Origin of the sequence: Phytobacter sp. MRY16-398 (assembly GCF_003925915.1) — a bacterium.
GTDB lineage: Bacteria > Pseudomonadota > Gammaproteobacteria > Enterobacterales > Enterobacteriaceae > Phytobacter > Phytobacter diazotrophicus.
The window spans coordinates 1,551,278-1,568,745 of record NZ_AP018756.1; the positions used below are offsets into that span (position 1 = coordinate 1,551,278).

General features: G+C 52.6%; 14 protein-coding genes. 7 read left to right on the forward strand and 7 right to left on the reverse strand.

All coding sequences use genetic code 11. The annotated features are described in order from the left end of the window. Window positions 1-243 precede the first annotated feature (243 nt). Complete coding sequence (locus MRY16398_RS07575; protein ID WP_039079751.1) at window positions 244-1,482, forward strand: Nramp family divalent metal transporter; 1,239 nt, start codon at window positions 244-246, stop codon at window positions 1,480-1,482. A 60-nt stretch (window positions 1,483-1,542) separates the two neighbouring features. Here MRY16398_RS07575 and ypeC read toward each other — a convergent pair whose 3' ends face one another. The 3 genes from ypeC to MRY16398_RS07590 all read right to left on the reverse strand — a co-directional run bounded on the left by ypeC (window position 1,543) and on the right by MRY16398_RS07590 (window position 4,326). Beyond that, window positions 1,543-1,875 (reverse strand): DUF2502 domain-containing protein YpeC, encoded by a 333-nt coding sequence (ypeC, locus tag MRY16398_RS07580; RefSeq protein ID WP_039079752.1) that lies wholly within the window; start codon window positions 1,873-1,875, stop codon window positions 1,543-1,545. Window positions 1,876-1,988: 113 nt separating this feature from the next. Continuing rightward, window positions 1,989-2,987 (reverse strand): L-glyceraldehyde 3-phosphate reductase, encoded by a 999-nt coding sequence (mgrA, locus tag MRY16398_RS07585; protein ID WP_079496195.1) that lies wholly within the window; start codon window positions 2,985-2,987, stop codon window positions 1,989-1,991. A gap of 106 nt (window positions 2,988-3,093) precedes the next feature. Further along, window positions 3,094-4,326 (reverse strand): ion channel protein, encoded by a 1,233-nt coding sequence (locus MRY16398_RS07590; RefSeq protein WP_039079754.1) that lies wholly within the window; start codon window positions 4,324-4,326, stop codon window positions 3,094-3,096. A 205-nt stretch (window positions 4,327-4,531) separates the two neighbouring features. On the opposite strand from MRY16398_RS07590, the gene glk reads away from it, so the two are divergent. Then, the gene (gene glk / locus MRY16398_RS07595; protein ID WP_039079755.1) at window positions 4,532-5,497 is read left to right on the forward strand and encodes a glucokinase; all 966 of its coding nucleotides are present in this window, start codon (window positions 4,532-4,534) and stop codon (window positions 5,495-5,497) included. Here glk and MRY16398_RS07600 read toward each other — a convergent pair. Together MRY16398_RS07600 and MRY16398_RS07605 are read right to left on the reverse strand one after the other, a co-directional pair. Further along, the gene (locus MRY16398_RS07600; protein WP_039079756.1) at window positions 5,494-6,222 is read right to left on the reverse strand and encodes a LytR/AlgR family response regulator transcription factor; all 729 of its coding nucleotides are present in this window, start codon (window positions 6,220-6,222) and stop codon (window positions 5,494-5,496) included. The genes glk and MRY16398_RS07600 overlap by 4 nt on opposite strands. A gap of 12 nt (window positions 6,223-6,234) precedes the next feature. Then, window positions 6,235-7,932 (reverse strand): sensor histidine kinase, encoded by a 1,698-nt coding sequence (locus tag MRY16398_RS07605; protein WP_125124105.1) that lies wholly within the window; start codon window positions 7,930-7,932, stop codon window positions 6,235-6,237. Between the two features lie 389 nt (window positions 7,933-8,321). Between MRY16398_RS07605 and alaC the strand changes: the two genes are divergently transcribed. After that, window positions 8,322-9,563: an alanine transaminase gene (gene alaC / locus MRY16398_RS07610; protein WP_039079758.1), complete on the forward strand. Its 1,242-nt coding sequence runs from the start codon at window positions 8,322-8,324 to the stop codon at window positions 9,561-9,563. A gap of 80 nt (window positions 9,564-9,643) precedes the next feature. Here the strand turns inward: alaC and ypdK are convergent, their stop codons facing one another. Beyond that, the gene (ypdK, locus tag MRY16398_RS07615; RefSeq protein ID WP_099458783.1) at window positions 9,644-9,715 is read right to left on the reverse strand and encodes a membrane protein YpdK; all 72 of its coding nucleotides are present in this window, start codon (window positions 9,713-9,715) and stop codon (window positions 9,644-9,646) included. Window positions 9,716-10,523: 808 nt separating this feature from the next. Here ypdK and MRY16398_RS07620 point away from each other — a divergent pair. The 4 genes from MRY16398_RS07620 to MRY16398_RS07635 all read left to right on the forward strand — a co-directional run bounded on the left by MRY16398_RS07620 (window position 10,524) and on the right by MRY16398_RS07635 (window position 14,012). Continuing rightward, a complete protein-coding gene (locus MRY16398_RS07620; protein ID WP_125124106.1) occupies window positions 10,524-11,750 on the forward strand; it encodes an EAL and HDOD domain-containing protein in 1,227 nt (408 codons plus the stop codon). Between the two features lie 193 nt (window positions 11,751-11,943). After that, window positions 11,944-12,690, forward strand: coding sequence for an SAM-dependent methyltransferase (locus tag MRY16398_RS07625; RefSeq protein ID WP_125124107.1), 747 nt, complete (start codon window positions 11,944-11,946; stop codon window positions 12,688-12,690). A 170-nt stretch (window positions 12,691-12,860) separates the two neighbouring features. Then, window positions 12,861-13,490 (forward strand): ECs1377 family protein, encoded by a 630-nt coding sequence (locus MRY16398_RS07630; RefSeq protein WP_125124108.1) that lies wholly within the window; start codon window positions 12,861-12,863, stop codon window positions 13,488-13,490. A gap of 273 nt (window positions 13,491-13,763) precedes the next feature. Next, a complete protein-coding gene (locus MRY16398_RS07635; protein WP_039079762.1) occupies window positions 13,764-14,012 on the forward strand; it encodes a hypothetical protein in 249 nt (82 codons plus the stop codon). Between the two features lie 111 nt (window positions 14,013-14,123). Here MRY16398_RS07635 and MRY16398_RS07640 read toward each other — a convergent pair whose 3' ends face one another. After that, window positions 14,124-17,468, reverse strand: a complete 3,345-nt coding sequence (locus MRY16398_RS07640) for a CapA family protein (RefSeq protein ID WP_172600629.1) — start codon at window positions 17,466-17,468, stop codon at window positions 14,124-14,126.

The window sequence follows — 17,468 nt, forward strand, 5'->3', positions numbered from 1 at the left end:
AAAAATAGTGATCCGCCATACATTTCTGTTATGTTAAGTAAAAGAATGAAAAGTTGCACTGTAATGCTAAACTCTTAACAAGACGGTGTGATTTGCATCCCATCGTCCCTGTCTTAAAAACATCCGGCCCGTCATCGTTTCTGACTATCGAAGAAATCAATCGAATCTACTCTAAATGAACTTGATAATCATTCTCATTTTGGTAGCATGAAACATAGCAAAGGCTATATTTAGGGGCAAGAAATGAACAACAGTCGCGTTGAGAGTAGCAGTGGACGTGCAGCGCGCAAGTTAAAGCTCGCGTTAATGGGACCTGCGTTCATTGCGGCGATCGGGTATATCGATCCGGGTAACTTCGCCACTAATATTCAGGCCGGGGCCAGCTTCGGTTACCAACTGCTGTGGGTGGTTGTCTGGGCGAACCTGATGGCCATGCTGATTCAACTGCTGTCAGCAAAATTAGGGATTGCTACGGGTAAGAACCTCGCAGAACAAATTCGCGACCATTACCCGCGTCCGTTGGTCTGGTTCTACTGGGTACAGGCGGAAATTATCGCCATGGCCACGGACCTTGCCGAGTTTATCGGCGCCGCCATCGGTTTTAAGCTGATACTCGGCGTGTCGCTGTTACAAGGTGCGGTACTGACCGGTATTGCCACTTTTTTAATTCTGATGCTGCAACGCCGCGGGCAGAAACCGCTGGAAAAAGTCATTGGCGGGCTGCTGCTGTTTGTTGCGGCGGCTTATATTGTTGAGCTGGTTTTCTCACGTCCTGAACTGGCTCCGCTCAGTAAAGGCATCTTGATCCCAAGCCTGCCGGGTACCGAAGCCGTGTTCCTTGCCGCCGGTGTGTTAGGGGCAACAATCATGCCGCACGTGATTTACCTGCACTCCTCATTGACCCAGTATCTGCATGAGGGAACGCGCCGCGAGCGGTATTCCGCGACCAAATGGGATGTGGGTATCGCGATGACTATCGCCGGTTTCGTCAATCTGGCGATGATGGCGACTGCCGCTGCCGCATTTCACTTCAATGGTCATACCGGCATTGCCGATTTGGACGAAGCCTATTTAACGCTTGAACCGCTGCTCAGTCATGCGGCGGCTACCGTGTTTGGCCTGAGCCTGGTGGCTGCCGGGCTTTCTTCCACCGTGGTAGGGACGCTGGCCGGGCAGGTGGTGATGCAGGGGTTTGTGCGTTTCCACATTCCATTATGGGTACGCCGGACCATCACCATGATGCCATCGTTTGTCGTTATCCTGATGGGGCTTGATCCCACACGCATTCTGGTGATGAGCCAGGTACTGCTCAGTTTCGGCATCGCCCTGGCGCTGGTGCCATTGCTGATCTTTACCAGTGACCGCGGGTTAATGGGGGAACTGGTGAATACGCCGACGGTCAAGCGCGTTGGCTGGCTGATTGTGATCCTGGTGGTGGCGCTAAATGGCTGGCTGCTGGTGGGAACCGCTTTAGGGGTATAACGCTAAATATTGGCAAAGAAAAAGGAGCGCATGCGCTCCTTTTTGCTTATAGCCTGTTTGTTAACGCCAGTGACCATGGCCGTGACCACGTCCCGGGCCGCGACGATCATCGCGATCATTCCAGCCTTCACGGTAACCACGTTCGTAAGCATCACGTTTATCCCAGCCACGGTGGTAGCCACGGTCATGCATACGCCAGCGATGGTCACGCCATTCGTAATTACGATGCCAGTAGTCGCGGTCGCGCCAGCGTCCGCCGTCCCAATAATTGCCGTAATTGTCGCGATCGCCAATTTGCAATTTTACAGAAGGCAGCAGTGTTATTTCGCCAGCGTTAGCGACCAGCGGGGCACATGCCATTAATACTGCTGCGAGAATCAGTGACCTGAACATAGTTTTCTCCTTCACGATCGGGTCTGTTGCAGCAATATTATGTAACGTTTATGCCCGCATCTTCGGCGGAACTCCTAAATCCATAGTGACAGCACTTTTTGCTAAAAGCGCTGTTATTTTGCGCTGTTCAGGATCGCGTCAATGTTGGCGCATTCCGCTTCGCTGAACTGGCGATTAGCCAGCATGCCAACGGCGTCATCGAGCTGGCTGGTTTTACTGGCGCCAATCAGCACGGAGGTCACCTTGTCCCCGCGCAGAACCCATGCCAGCGCCATTTGCGATAATTTTTGCCCACGGGCAATCGCCAGATCATTCAGCTTGCGGACTTTTGCCAGCTTTTCATCCGTAATCTGATCGGGATTGAGGAAACGGCTACCGCTGGCGGCGCGTGAATCTGCCGGAATACCATTCAGATAACGGTCGGTAAGCTGTCCGCCTGCCAGCGGCGAAAACGCAATGCTGCCGACCCCTTCTTGTTGCAGCACAGTCAACAGCTCGTCTTCCACCCAACGCTCGAACATCGAATATTTGGGCTGATGGATAAGGCAGGGCGTGCCCAGATCATTGAGTATCTCAATGGCCTGGCGCGCCAAATCGGCCGGGTAATTCGACAGACCGACATACAGCGCCTTGCCCTGGCGGACAACGTGGTCCAGCGCCCGCATGGTCTCTTTCAGCGGCGTTTCTGGGTCCGGACGGTGGTGATAGAAGATATCGACATAATCGAGCCCCATCCGGCGCAGGCTTTGATCGAGGCTGGCAATCAGGTATTTGCGTGAACCCCAGTCCCCATAGGGGCCATCCCACATGGTATAGCCTGCTTTGGTCGAGATGATCAGTTCATCCCGATAAGGCAGAAAATCTTCCTGTAGCAGACGACCAAAATTGCGCTCGGCAGAGCCGGGAGGCGGCCCGTAGTTATTGGCGATATCGAAATGGGTTATCCCCAAATCGAAAGCATGTCTGAGTAGCTGACGGCTATTTTCAATGAGTGTGGCATCGCCAAAGTTATGCCACAGTCCAAGTGAGATTGCCGGAAGCTTAATCCCACTGTCACCGCAGCGGCGAAATTCCATTTTCTGATAGCGATCCCCGGAGGCCAGATAAACCATACATATGCCCTTAATGTCAGTGTATACGTTTACACACGTGGTCTTCGAGCTTACACCAGCTTGCCGGTTCTCGCTGATTTCCTCTGCTAAATTCTGCCGTTACGCACTATTTTTTGCGTGGTGCGATCATTACCGGCTTTCCTGCCAGCAGCAGCCAGGCGGGTAACATCACAATGCATAACAGGGGCAGCAGACTGGTATCCGGCACCACGGCGGCAGCCATAAACAGGCTCAACCAGGCATCGCGGGTAACGACCAGCACCATGCCGAGAATGGCACACGAGATAGTGATTGCTGCCGGGACGGCGTTGACATGTTCATGCAGCATCAGGCCGAGAGCGACGCCAACAAACACCGCCGGGAAGATGCGCCCGCCGCGAAAACCACAGGCCGCCGCAACCACCAGCGCCGCCAGTTTTATCACTGCGAATAGCAGATAATCCGTTACGGTAAAGGTCTGCGCGAACGCCATTTGCTGCATCTCATCCAGCCCTTTAAACAGGGTTATATTGCCGCCAATAACGCCGAGCACGCCCAGAATAAAGCCGCCGATCCCGAGCATCAGTACCGGGCTTTTCAGGCGATGCATCAACTGGTGCAAACGTGGCAGGCACCAGACCGCTACCATCCCCAGCGCAATCGCGATGGCGCAGACGACCGCACCGCTGATGATATCGACCAGATGCATTTGCGGATAATGCGCAACAGGCAGAGCGAAGTGGGGATGGAAAAACAGCCCGGTGGTCAGGGCGCCTGCGGCGGCGGCCATCAGCGGGGCGAACAGGCGGTCCCATAGCGGCAGGTCAGTATTTGAATTCAGTGTCTGGGAGAAAATCAGCGCGGCTGCCACGGGGGTGCCAAACAGTGCGCCAATGGTTCCGGCAGAGGCGAGAATAGTCCAGTCGAGAGGGGCAACGCGCGGGAACAATTTTCCACCCAGTGCCACAGCCAGGGCAATATTGAGCACCATAATAGGATGCTCCGGCCCAAGGCTCACGCCACCGGCCAGGCCAAGTACCAGGGCAACCAGCAGGCCGGGCAGGGCAGAGACATGTACAGGTGCGCCAATCAGCGGCTCGGTTGCCGGATCCGGGCCGCCGTGTCCGGCGCTGTAACGAATCACCAGGCCGACCGCCAGCCCGGTCAGGGTCAGCATCATAATCACCCAGAAAGGGGAGTCAGGGGTAAAACCCAGACGATAAGGCAGCCCATTCCACAGTATCAATTGCAGAACGGCGGCCACTTTCATGACCAGCAATAACACCAGACTGGATGCGACACCGATAATCAGCGCGGGAAGCGCCAGTAGCAGCATCGTTCGGGCTCGCGGATGGAGCATGTTCATTTCCTTTTAACTGAGCACAGAGGTCACAGCACGCTCGTGGAAAATATCCGGCGAGTGCAGATATTGCTGAAACCGTTACGTTAATTTGTGACGAAGATCGATAATCCCGGGGCACTCATGCTATGTTCGTTGTCGTTACAGCGCCTTGAATTTACAGTGTGCCAAAGATTTATTCTGACTTTAGCGGAGCCGTAAAAGAATGACAAAATATGCTTTAGTAGGGGACGTGGGCGGCACGAACGCACGATTAGCGCTCTGCGATCTCAGTAGCGGAGCCATCTCCCAGGCCAAAACCTATTCAGGCCTTGATTATCCCAGCCTTGAGGCGGTGGTACGCGTGTACCTCGATGAGCATAAGGCAGAGGTAAAAGATGGCTGTATCGCCATCGCTTGCCCTATTACCGGTGACTGGGTGGCGATGACCAACCACACCTGGGCTTTCTCTATCGCAGAGATGAAAAAAAACCTTGGCTTCGCACATCTGGAAATCATTAACGATTTCACCGCTGTCTCTATGGCGGTGCCGATGCTGAAACCAGAGCATCTGACTCAGTTCGGCGGCGGTGAGCCGGTTGAGGGCAAGCCAATCGCGGTCTATGGCGCGGGCACGGGCCTTGGCGTATCACATCTGGTGCATGTCGATAAGCGCTGGGTCAGCCTGCCGGGTGAAGGCGGACACGTGGATTTTGCGCCGAACAGCGAAGAAGAGGGCATTATTCTGGAGGAGCTGCGCGCGGAGATCGGCCATGTGTCTGCCGAGCGTGTTCTGTCCGGTCCGGGGCTGGTCAATTTGTACCGCGCAATCGTGAAATCGGACGGACGGCTGCCGGAAAACCTGCAACCGAAAGATGTCACCGAACGTGCCCTGGCGGATAGCTGTATCGATTGTCGCCGCGCGCTGTCGCTGTTTTGCGTCATTATGGGGCGTTTTGGCGGCAACCTGGCGCTCAATCTCGGTACGTTTGGCGGTGTCTATATCGCGGGCGGTATCGTGCCGCGCTTCCTGGATTTCTTTACCGCCTCCGGTTTCCGCGGTGGTTTTGAAGATAAAGGTCGCTTTAAATCCTACGTACAAGACATCCCGGTCTTCCTGATCACGCATGATAACCCAGGCCTGCTCGGCGCCGGCGCGCACCTGCGCCAGTCGCTGGGGTATTATCTCTAAAGATGCATTAACTGCCTGAATTCTTTTACCTTACTGCGGCTGACGGGGACCTGGAAATCCAGGTCTCTCAGCCGCACGATATAGGTGTTATTGAACCAGGGCTCAATTTCGCGAATTTTATCCAGATTGACGCAGTAGGAGCGATGGCAGCGGAAAAAGTGCGCCGCCGGGAGCTTGCTGCAAAACTCCGTAATATTCATTGGCATGACATAGGATTCACGTTTGGTGTAGACAAACGTCATCTTTTCATGCGCTTCTGCGTAATAGATATCGTGAATACTGGTGACGATGATGCGTTCATCTTTCACCAGGTTGATTGTCGCATTCTCGCGTGGGGCAGGGCTGGCACTGGTGCCGGTTTGTTGCTGCCAGGCTGTTTCCAGCTTTTGCAACATGCTAATAATGCGCGATTCCTGATACGGTTTGAGAATATAGTCAAACGCTTCCAGTTCGAATGCTTCTACCGCATGCTCTTTCCAGGCGGTAATGAACACGATAAACGGTTTATGGGCGAACTGACTGATATTTTGCGCCAGAAGGACTCCGTCCAGGGACGGGATGTTGATATCAAGGAAAATGGCGTCCACTTTGTTGTGCTGTAAATATTTCAGCACGTCGAGACCGTCCTCAAATGTACCCACAATGTCCATCTGGCTGTGCGTTTTGATAAGCCAGCTCAACTCCTGTTGCGCCAGGAATTCATCTTCAACAATGATGACCTTCATTCACTTCCCCCGTTAAGGCAACTGCGTGGCCGGCGTGGTCACAGGTGTGGTGTGCAAGGGCACATAAAACGCAATTTCGGTACCCGGCGTCAGGCGGCGGATATGCAGCCCCTCGCCATACAGTAACTTCACGCGCTGGTGGACATTGAGCAAACCGATTTTATTACCCGGCATTTCGTCGGCTTCCACACGGGCGATCATCTCGGGCGCAATGCCGTTCCCCGTATCGCGTACGGCAATACGCACGCGGTTGCCGCACTCCGCCACGCTGATGGTCACTACCCCTTTTCCTTTACAGGGCTGAATACCGTGAACAATGGCATTTTCAACCAGCGGCTGAATCAGCAGGCTGGGAATAACACAGCTCACCTCTTCATCAATGTCATAAATGACCGTCAACTTGTCGCCAAAACGGGCCTGTTCAATGGCGATATAGTCTTTGATTTGATAGAGCTCTTTTTTGATATCAATCTGCTCATCGTCTTTTAATTCAATGTTATAGCGCAGGTAGCGCGACAGATTGAAAATCAACTGACGGGCGGTGTCCGGATTAAGACGGATAGAGGATGAAATCGCATTGAGGGCGTTAAAAAGAAAGTGTGGGTTAATCTTGCTTTGCAATGCGCGCAGTTCCGCTTTATTGGCCATCTCACGTAGCTGCTCGGCACGGGAAACTTCCAGTTGCGTAGAGATAATTTGCGACAGACCAACCGCCATCTCCTGCAGCGAGGAGGTGATTTGATGCGCATGGCAATAATAGATTTTAAGCGTGCCGGTGACGATCCCCTTTTCCCATAGCGGGATCACCAGCATTGAGTGGATCTGCGGCGTTCTGTGGGCTTCATCATTATTTTTAATGATGATCTCCCCGGTATCAATTGCCTGGCGTGTTGTCGGGCTAATGATATCGTCGCTGTCCCGGTAGTTGTCTTCGCCCACGCCGACATACACCAGCACATGGTCGGCGTTGGTGATGGCCACGGCGTCGGCATTAATATCGCGGCGAATGATGTCGCATACCTGGCGCAGGGATTCGCTATTGACGTTGCGAAACAGCGGCAGGGTTTTATTGGCGATATCCAGCGCCAGTTTGGCCTGACGTCCGGCAATGGCTTCTTTTTCACCTTCCACGCTTTGTACCAGCAAAACGATAAAGCCCACACAGACGCTACCCAGAATCATCGGCACGCCAATTTTCGATACGATATCCAGGCCCAGTGCGGTCGACGGCGCCCAAAGTACCACCAGCGTCATGGTCAGGGTTTCGCACAACATCCCGGCGATGATGCCCACGCTCCAGTGCTTTTGCTTAGGGATTTTGCGATTTATCCAGCCAGAGAGAACACCGGCAATAATACTGGTAATCAGGCAGGGTACGGCTGTTACGCCGCCGATATCAATCAGATAGCGGTGTATCCCGGCGATAACGCCGGTAATAATGCCCACCCAGGGGCCAAATAAAATGCCGCCGGACATCACCGCAATAATGCGCACATTCACCAGCGAGCCTTCGACCGGTACGCCAGACCAGGTGCTGAACAGCGCAAACATTGAGAAGATAGCCGTGACGGCGAGCAGCTCTTTTGGCGTGTGCGCCGTTTTATGCAGTAACTCGCGGAACAGGCGGATACGGATCAGAAAGAAAAGGCAGATCAGCATCAGCGCCGCGCGATCAAATACCGCCAGCAGCATGTTGAATATTTCGTGCACGGGAAGGCTCATGTAAAAGGCGTGAAAAAGCTATGATAAAAAACATCGCCGCCAATGACCAGTCAGGTGCGCGTATTTGGCAATGAGGAAAACCCCCTTCCTTAAAAGGGGATTGATACCGGTCGGAAGATGTTTCGCCACATGTGAAAAAATGCCTTATTAGAACGTAACTTCATTGATATCAGCTTGTTAAATTTGAGGGTGTATATTTTCTCTTGTTGCCAGGGTTTTGTTTTGCGCATTTTTTTTGGCTTCCCCTTTTTTAGACGTAAAATTTTTTCACATTTCCTCTCGACAGCAGGTTTTTTTTCAGGCTATGTTCAGGAAACGCCACAACCGTGGCGGCGTCGCTCGGACGGTCCGGGCGCTAACGTTAATCTGAGGAAGTTATGGCTGAATTCAGTCCTGAACGCCGTTTTACGCGTATCGATCGTCTCCCCCCTTATGTTTTCAATATCACGGCTGAACTGAAAATGGCTGCGCGTCGGCGCGGCGAAGATATTATCGATTTCAGCATGGGTAATCCTGACGGTCCGACACCGGCCCATATCGTTGAAAAACTCTGTACTGTTGCTCAGCGCCCGGACACGCACGGTTATTCCACGTCGCGCGGCATTCCGCGTTTGCGCCGTGCCATTTCACGCTGGTATCAGGATCGCTATCAGGTCGATATCGATCCGGAAAGCGAAGCGATCGTCACCATCGGTTCAAAAGAGGGGCTGGCGCATCTGATGCTGGCAACCCTGGATCATGGCGACACGGTTCTGGTGCCCAATCCTAGCTACCCAATTCACATTTACGGTGCGGTGATTGCCGGTGCTCAGGTGCGTTCTGTGCCGCTGGTGGAAGGCGTTGATTTCTTCAATGAGCTGGAGCGCGCGATCCGCGAAAGCTACCCTAAACCGAAGATGATGATTCTGGGCTTCCCCTCCAACCCTACCGCGCAGTGCGTAGAACTGGAGTTCTTTGAAAAAGTGGTCGCTCTGGCAAAACGCTACGATGTGCTGGTCGTTCACGACCTGGCCTATGCGGATATCGTCTATGACGGTTGGAAAGCGCCGTCGATCATGCAGGTTCCCGGTGCTCGCGACGTGGCGGTTGAGTTCTTTACGCTCTCAAAAAGCTACAACATGGCGGGATGGCGTATCGGCTTTATGGTCGGCAATAAAACGCTGGTGAATGCGCTCGCGCGTATTAAAAGCTACCACGACTACGGCACCTTTACGCCGCTGCAGGTGGCAGCCATCGCCGCGCTCGAAGGCGACCAGCAGTGCGTGCACGATATTGCCGCACAGTATAAGCGCCGCCGCGATGTGCTGGTAAAAGGCCTGCATGAAGCCGGATGGATGGTCGAAATGCCAAAGGCGTCAATGTACGTCTGGGCGAAAATCCCTGAACCTTATGCCGCCATGGGGTCGCTGGAATTTGCTAAGAAGCTGCTACAGGATGCCAAAGTTTGCGTGTCGCCTGGCATCGGGTTTGGTGATTATGGCGATACGCATGTGCGTTTTGCCCTGATTGAAAACCGCGATCGTATTCGTCAGGCGGTAAGGGGCATCAAAGCGATGTTCCGCGCCGATGGTCTGCTTCCCGCTACCACAAAATCCACGGCGGAAGACACAGAGCAGTAAGCCTGGGCACACAGGCCTTTTCACAAATGAAAACAGGAGCCAAATGGCTCCTGTTCTTCTTTTCGTTCTACGAACGTTGCTCAGATCATCAGGGCAAATGTACCGGCCCAAACAATGACCATCACCGAAATGCCCATAAAGAAATATTTCACGCTTCATCGCTCCGCATACATACGTATGCATTCATGACCAGATCAGGACTGAGTATAGAGAGGTGAAACTACGCCAAATTGAAAATGGGAATTTTCTCCCTTTCGGCCACAGCTCCATCTCAGAATTCTTGATGCATCTCGCATCAGACGGGGCTAATGTACGCCTAAATTTTGCGCCTTACAAGGGGCATTTTTTTAAATACTTTCCGCAACTTACAGAGTGTCGGGCTTTGGCGACAGATTAATTTCTTTGCGGAATAAATGCCCGTTGAGCGACGCGTTGTCACAGGATTGAAACCTGTAATTTGACCGTTGAATTACAAGGTTATTTTGTGATCGGTCGCACGTTTTGTGCTCGCCACTGCGAATGGACAGGCGATTCGGTACAGCATTGTCAGTGGGAGTGTCTTTTCAAGAGGTATGCATCACCGGCCTGAAAACAGTGCTTTTTACCGAACAACAAATCTGTATTTGTGAGGTATGCCTTCATTATTATCACTTCAAAAATTGCGATGTCTCTCATTTTTGCCATAAAACTGCGTATAACATCATTTATAAGTTTAACTGGCAGTGAATGAGATGATAATAATTTGCTATTAAAATGGATTTGCATAATTTTTATGGAATTTGGTTTGCAGGCTAATTGTATTCTCTGAAACTGAACGCCTGGGGGAAATTTACTTAGCCTGATCATGGCTACGCGAGAATAAGTATCTTTCAAATAACTCAATTAAATAAATGAACAATCGGATTAAAGTTAAATTTAATTTCTGGTTCACTTAATCTAATGGATACTTAGGGGGAAGCTATGGACTCTTTCGTTGCCAGACAGCCGATATTCGATCGTGACTTGCATACCGTAGCCTATGAGCTCCTTTTTCGTTCTGGAATGAATAACTATTTTCCAAACGTACCGGCCGATTATGCGACCAGCCAGATGATCTCCGACCAGTTCCTGGGTATCCCAACCTTTCGCTTTGTAGGGGAGAACATCTCTTATATTAATTTCCCCTATCAAATGATTGTTCAGGGGATGGCTGACATCTTACCTCGCGAACGCGTCGTCATTGAAATATTGGAAGATGCTGTCCCTGATGATGCGCTGTTCGAGGCCGTGCGCTATCTCTTCGCCTCAGGCTATACGCTGGCATTAGATGATTTTGCGATGGACGAGGCGTGGGATCGTTTTTTACCCTATATAACTATCCTGAAATTTGACGTTAAGGCAAATTCGTTTGAAGAAATCAATGGATTTCTGAAACGTCATGCGTTGCAGTTAAAAACAAAAAATCTGCTGGCGGAAAAAATCGAAACATATGACGAGTTTAAAAAATATAAAGACCAGGGCTTCCATTTGTTTCAAGGTTATTTTTACAGTAAGCCGGAAATTATTCAGAGCAAACGCCTGCCACACAAAGCTGCACACCTCTTCCAGTTGATGAGCGAAGTTAACGCGCCAGAGTTAGATTTTGATAAAATCGGACGTATACTTGAACATGATTTATCGTTGACTTACAAGATCTTAAAATATGCCAAAAATATTGTGCATCGCGTTAGTGGCATAAGCGCTGTCGACCACTTAACGCTCAAAAAAATTGCTATCTATTTGGGGCGAAGTGAATTAACTCGCTTTGTTTCGCTGGTTTGCCTGGCCAATCTCTCTAATAAAGACACTAACGAGCTTTATCATCTTTCTCTGTCCAGAGCAAAATTCTGCGAAATCATTGTTGCGCGTACACATTCAACGTGTTGTGCGCAGGAGGCATTTTTATGCGGATTATTTTCATTACTGGATGCCATGCTGGAAACCCCGCTTGAGGAAATTTTCGAGCAAATAACACTTCCTTTATCCGTTCGCAATGCGCTGGTGCATAAACAGGGTACGCTTTATGACGTCCTTAACCTGGTACAAAATTATGAGCGCTGTGAATGGGAAACGGTACAGCAACAGGCAAAAAAACTGAATATTCCAGGCTGGGCGGCTGTTGATGCAATGGAGGAAGCTCTCGCCTGGGCGGATGCGACAATCTCATGACATCACTCCAAAGAGCGGGCATTTTTCACACGGCAGATTAATCATTTTGGCGTATGAATGCAGTCATTATCACGAAACATGCAGGCGATATTTCGTACTGTTGAGATAACGTTTAGGTTAAGGTGATATATTTTAATCACCACAACCTTTAAGGTTATTGGTCGTTACATCAACAGTAAAAGGAATTTCTGCATTGGATATCCCCCGTATTTTTACGATTACCGAAAGCGAACACCGCATTCATAACCCCTTTACGCCAGAAAAACTCGCGACACTCGGTGCGGTACTACGCCTGAAACCGGGTATGCGCATACTGGATCTTGGCAGCGGTTCGGGTGAGATGCTCTGTACCTGGGCACGCGATTATGCCATCACCGGCGTCGGCGTTGATATGAGCCAGCTTTTCAGCGAACAGGCGAAACAGCGTAGCGAAGAACTTGGTGTAAGCGAAAACGTGACATTTATTCATGGCGATGCGGCAGGTTTTGTCACGGATGAAAAATGTGACGTGGCCGCCTGTGTGGGCGCAACCTGGATTGGTGGCGGGGTAGCAGGGGCTATCGCGCTGTTACAAAAAAGCCTTCGCCCCGAAGGGATTATCCTTATTGGCGAGCCTTACTGGCGGCAGCTACCGCCAACGGAAGAGGTAGCCCAGGCCTGTTTCGCCAATGCGATAGCAGACTTTCATACGCTACCTGAGCTTGTCGCATCATTTGATGAGCTGGGTTTTGACGTCGTCGAGATGGTACTGGCAGACCAGGAAGGGTGGGACCGGTATGAAGCAGCGAAGTGGCTGACGATGCGCCGCTGGCTTGAGGCCAACCCTGATGATGATTTCGCGCCAGAGATTCGTGCGACGCTTACGGCAGCGCCAAAACGCCATGTTAGCTGGACGCGTGAGTTCCTTGGCTGGGGTGTATTTGCGTTAATGGCGCGCTGACCGTCCCGTCATAACGTCCCTCCCTGAGCGGGGTATCTGCAGATACCCCGTTTTTCTGTTGGTATGGCGTCGGGATATCTTAAAACAAGAGTGCTTTCGACCACGCCGCTTCGTTGCTAAAATAACCGCCCGGCAGACTTACACTTATCCGCAGGAATGAGGGAGACGCAGTGGTGGATCGGATTGATTATGAAATCGAAAAATATAGCTTCACCGAACTGAATGAATCTCCCCGTATCGCTCGCCAGTGGGCAGACACGCTTGACGAGTGCCGTCAGACGCAGGCGAACGCCGAAGAGCGATTACGCATTGCGCTGCTCAACGTCGATTACGTGACCAGCTTTGAGCTTCCTTTTCGCTTATTGTTAATTCGCGCGCCGCAGTTGATTGCCAGCCTGCGTGATGAGCTACAAATCGGTCAGAAAAACGTTATTTTCAACGGTAAACGTTTCGGCTGCGTCTATACCCTGAAAACCGATTTAAGCGATATACCGGATACATTCCAGTATCGCCTTTCAACCCGTATCCGGCGGGTAGATGCCTCCGGGTCAGTGGCTACGCCTTATCAGCAAATCGCAAAAGAGGTAAAAGCTCCACGCGAACGACTAAAACTGGCGCTGGAAAGGGGGCTGCCGGTTACAGCGCTTGACGGGCTTTTCTGGTTTGGGATCCAGCGTATTGCTGCCGATGTGCAACGGTTGCGAAAAACCGGTATGGCGATCGCCACGGCGGAAGTGGATATCTTTGACAACCTGACGGGTACTACCCGGCGAGTCCCGGTGTATCGCAGCGTGACGTAAATTCGCCTGCCGATGTTCACCGAACAGATGTGAAAACCCTCCTTTATGTTTGAGCAAACGTCGGCTGGCTGCGTTTGCTCTTTTGCGCACGTCAGTGATATCTCTTTATCCTTGATTGATACTTATATTATTACGCCACATTAACTGAAATTTTCAGGTTTAATATATGAGAGTTTGAGTTAAGTTTTATTTTAATATTATTTTGATAATCTCCTTAATTTGTTCATCTTTCAGGCATTACTATTTCTATGGTTTTGCTTAAGGATGAATAAAATGAAAATAATTGGATTGGATGAGCATCGCAGTTTACGTGGGAACGGCGCGCTTAAATATTTCGAACTTGAAGGTGTACCGAGTGACGAATGGGCGCGTATTTTTCAAAGCCACTTTGTGAATCAGGATATAAAAGTATGGATTGAGGGATATTGCATAGTCCTCCAGTGCCAGACTGAAGAGATCCCGAAATACAGAGAGCTTTTACAAGCTAAGTGCGATGAAATCACAGCACAATTAATACCTTAGGGACTTATAGCCCGTTAAAAAGGCGATAAGTATCCGGTCAAAATAAGTAAACGGCATCTGAAAAGTGGGATATCCACTGTGTAAGATGCCGTTTTTTATGCCAGAGCGGTGTTAACTTTCGCCAAAGCACTCACTAAGCGACATGACCAGCCTGCATTCATTATCGACAGTCAGCGCACGCCAGCCCGTGCCCGTTTCTCCTTCCCAAATAACAGGCATTCCCTGTTGCGTCAGATGCGTAATCAGCGTTGAAAACTCTACCTCATTCACCGGACGGGGCTGCCAGAAGGTCTTTTTATTATCAGTAAAGATGGGCAGCAACTGAATTTGCGGCTGCCGGGTACCCACTAACAGACGAACGATAAAACCGTAAGCCGGCATGCCGCGCTCCTGATATTCACCGTTACTGTTAAATACCGCATTACCGATACTGTAAATCACCAGGCTTTGATCCTGCTGCGCCGCTTCGCCTGCCATATGCGGCCCGGAGCCAATAATCAGATCGGCACCGGCATCACTCAGTTGCTTAGCCAGGGTGCGCTGCCGGGCGGTGGTCCAGCGGTAGTCCAGCCCCCAGTGAGCAAGAACAATCAGCGTGGCGGGGTGAGCGCTCGCTTTCTCCTTGCGAAGCTGTTCAATCAGTCCACCACTGATACAGGCGACGCCCGCGCGGCGAGGGCGGGCATAAAAGGCGCATTCCTCTTCCATATAACGTCGATACCAGTAGGCGCTGAAAATCTTGTACGTCCGCTTGCCCACGGTGACGACCAGCGGCGCTTGCGCCTGCTGCGCGTTTATCCCGGCGCCCACGCAGGCGATTCCCGCCTCGCGAAACGCTGTCAGCGTGCTATACAGACCGGGTAACCCGGCGTCCATCGCGTGATTGTTGCCCAGCGCCACCGCATTGATGCCCTGTTTGCGCAGGGCGGCGACAGAGGCGGCAGGATCGCCTGTCAGGCAGAACGGTTTACGGCCTGCAAGACTGGCGCTGAGATCGGTGGTCAGCGCCGCTTCAAAGTTGGCAAGCGTCATGTCGCTGTTGTGAAGAAGGGGGGCGATAGCCGCAAAACTATAGTCATAGCCGTAGCGCTGGAGTGCGTCATCAATACCGCGGGCCTTACGCCGGGCGGTGTACCACTCACCGAAATAGGTATCCCCCAGAAATGTCAGGGTCGCCGTCGGTGAGTCAATCTGGCGAACGCTGGGGGCACAGGCGACCGGTTGATGGGCGGTATCGGCCTGCGCCAGCAGTTCATCCAGAAGATAATCAAGGTGGAAAGCATCGTTTGCACCCGCCGCGCAGGCCAACCAAAGTTCGCCTGAAAACCATTGCAGCGCAAAACCCCAGTTTCCGGCACTGAATTGCCCCCACGCGCTGCCGTTACTGTGCAGATTGCCAGTTTTGCGATAGATGCGCTCGCCGATGACGGCTTCTTGTTCGCAAAACCACGGCAACAGATGCGGATAGCGCTGGTAGAAATGGCGCACAAGCCTGGCGATATCCAAAAGTGCTGTGCGCTGCCCTGGGCGCACGCGACCGGAGACGGTATTCATATGCGTGTGCGGCATGCCGATAGTGGCGCTCAGTTCCTGCAACTGGGCCAGCGCTTTTGCGCTGCTGCCAGCCAGATGCTCTGCCAGGTTAATGGCCGCATCGCAGGCGTTATGTAGCAACATTCCCTGTAGCAGGGACTTCACGGTCAGTTTGTCACTCTGCTTGAGTGTCAGCGCCGGGTTACCTTTCAGGATATCCGCCGCGATCTCCCGCACGGCGATGGCGGTCTCCAGGGTGGTTTTTTTATTTAACAGGCGATCGGCGACACAACAGGTCAGCAGTAACTGGCTGAGATAGTGCGACGCAAAGGGGCTATCGGCCCGTTCCGCGACGCGTTGCTCACCGGTCGAGAGGTTGAGCAGCAGGCGCGCGGAGTGCCCTTTACGCAGCGCGGGCGGGGCGGCAAGTCGGGTTTTCAGTAGACTGACAACCTGCCTGAAATCCGAGTTTCGCACGCTGCCTTTTACCAGCACGATATCGCCGGGGCGCAGCGTCGGGGCAGCGGCGTCAACCAGCGCCTGCGCCGTCAGAAAATGACCACCCCGCGTGGCTTCCGGCAGTGTCTCATATAATGCCTTCATCTCCTCGCCGTGCAGAAAGGCGTGCTGGCAGCCAGCTTCCAGTAATGGCGTCGCCAGAGAACGGTGAATGGCCTGGCTCTGATCGCCGAGATTAACAATGCGTCCCAGCAGGGCAATGACACGCCCGCCATGAGCACGGGCACGTTGCGCCGCAACCGCAAACGCATTGAGCATGGAAAGATATTCGGCGTTGTAACTGTCATCAATCAGCGTGGCTGTCCCGCCGCCGAGCAGGGACAACGGGGTAATGCACAGATGCTGACCATCGCTGCGATAACCCTCAAGGCCTGCGATAATCTGCGACAGGTTCACGCCCAGCAGATCGGCGGCAATCAGCGATGCAACCGAATTGAGCGCGCCACCGTTACCGGGCACGGCCAGCCGGTAGCTGACGACCTGCTTATGAAAAGTGACCGTGACTCTGCTTCCGTTGTCGTCTGGTGTTATCCCGGTGATACGCACATCTGCGTCCGGGTTGAATCCGTAACTGATAATCCGCGCGCCGTCGCGTTCAACGCTTGCCGCGACAGTCGCATACTCGGCCATATCGCGGTGCAAAATGGCGTAACCACCGGGGATAAGACCATGACTGATGCGCGCCTTATAGCGTGCCACGTCATTCAGGGTGGTCACGTTCTTGCCCACCTGGGTCATTCCGATTTCGGTAATGATAACGATGTGCGGCTTAATGCGATGCCCGACGCCTCCATTACGCATCCAGAGCGCGGAGATGGCCACTTCCATCACGACGGCCTGTGGGTTCGATACTGCACGCGCCAGGGTGACGGAGGCGCCGGTACGCGTGTTGTGATTGCCGCGGCTGGCTATCACAGACAGGTTGTCGGTCAGGATCGCCTCCAGCATCTCTTTGGTCGAGGTTTTGCCGACGGTACCTGTGACGGCCACCAGTTTGCCGTTAAATCGCCGCCGTGCTTCTTCTGCCAGTAAGTGAAGCGCCTGATAACTGTCACCAACCACCAGTTGCGGAAAGTCAGGCGGCAGGCCTGCGAGTTTGCGCTGGACAATCGCGCCGCAGTAGCGGGAAGCCTGCTCTGGCAGCAGGGTGTGCGTATCCTTCCAGCCCGCGTAAATACCGGTATTACCTGAGCCTTGCAGCCAGGTATCGGTGTCGATCGCAACGAACAGACAGGGGCGGTCATACGGCGTGTTGTCATGCAAAATGGCGATGTCGCCCGCAATCCAGGCGGCATCCGGGCGGTTGTGCCAGAGGCTGCCGGGTAACAACTGCGTAAGATCTGCGGCGGTCCAGCCCGGCGTGTTGGGGCCAGTGTTGCGCGGGAGAGGGGGGTTCTGGCGCAT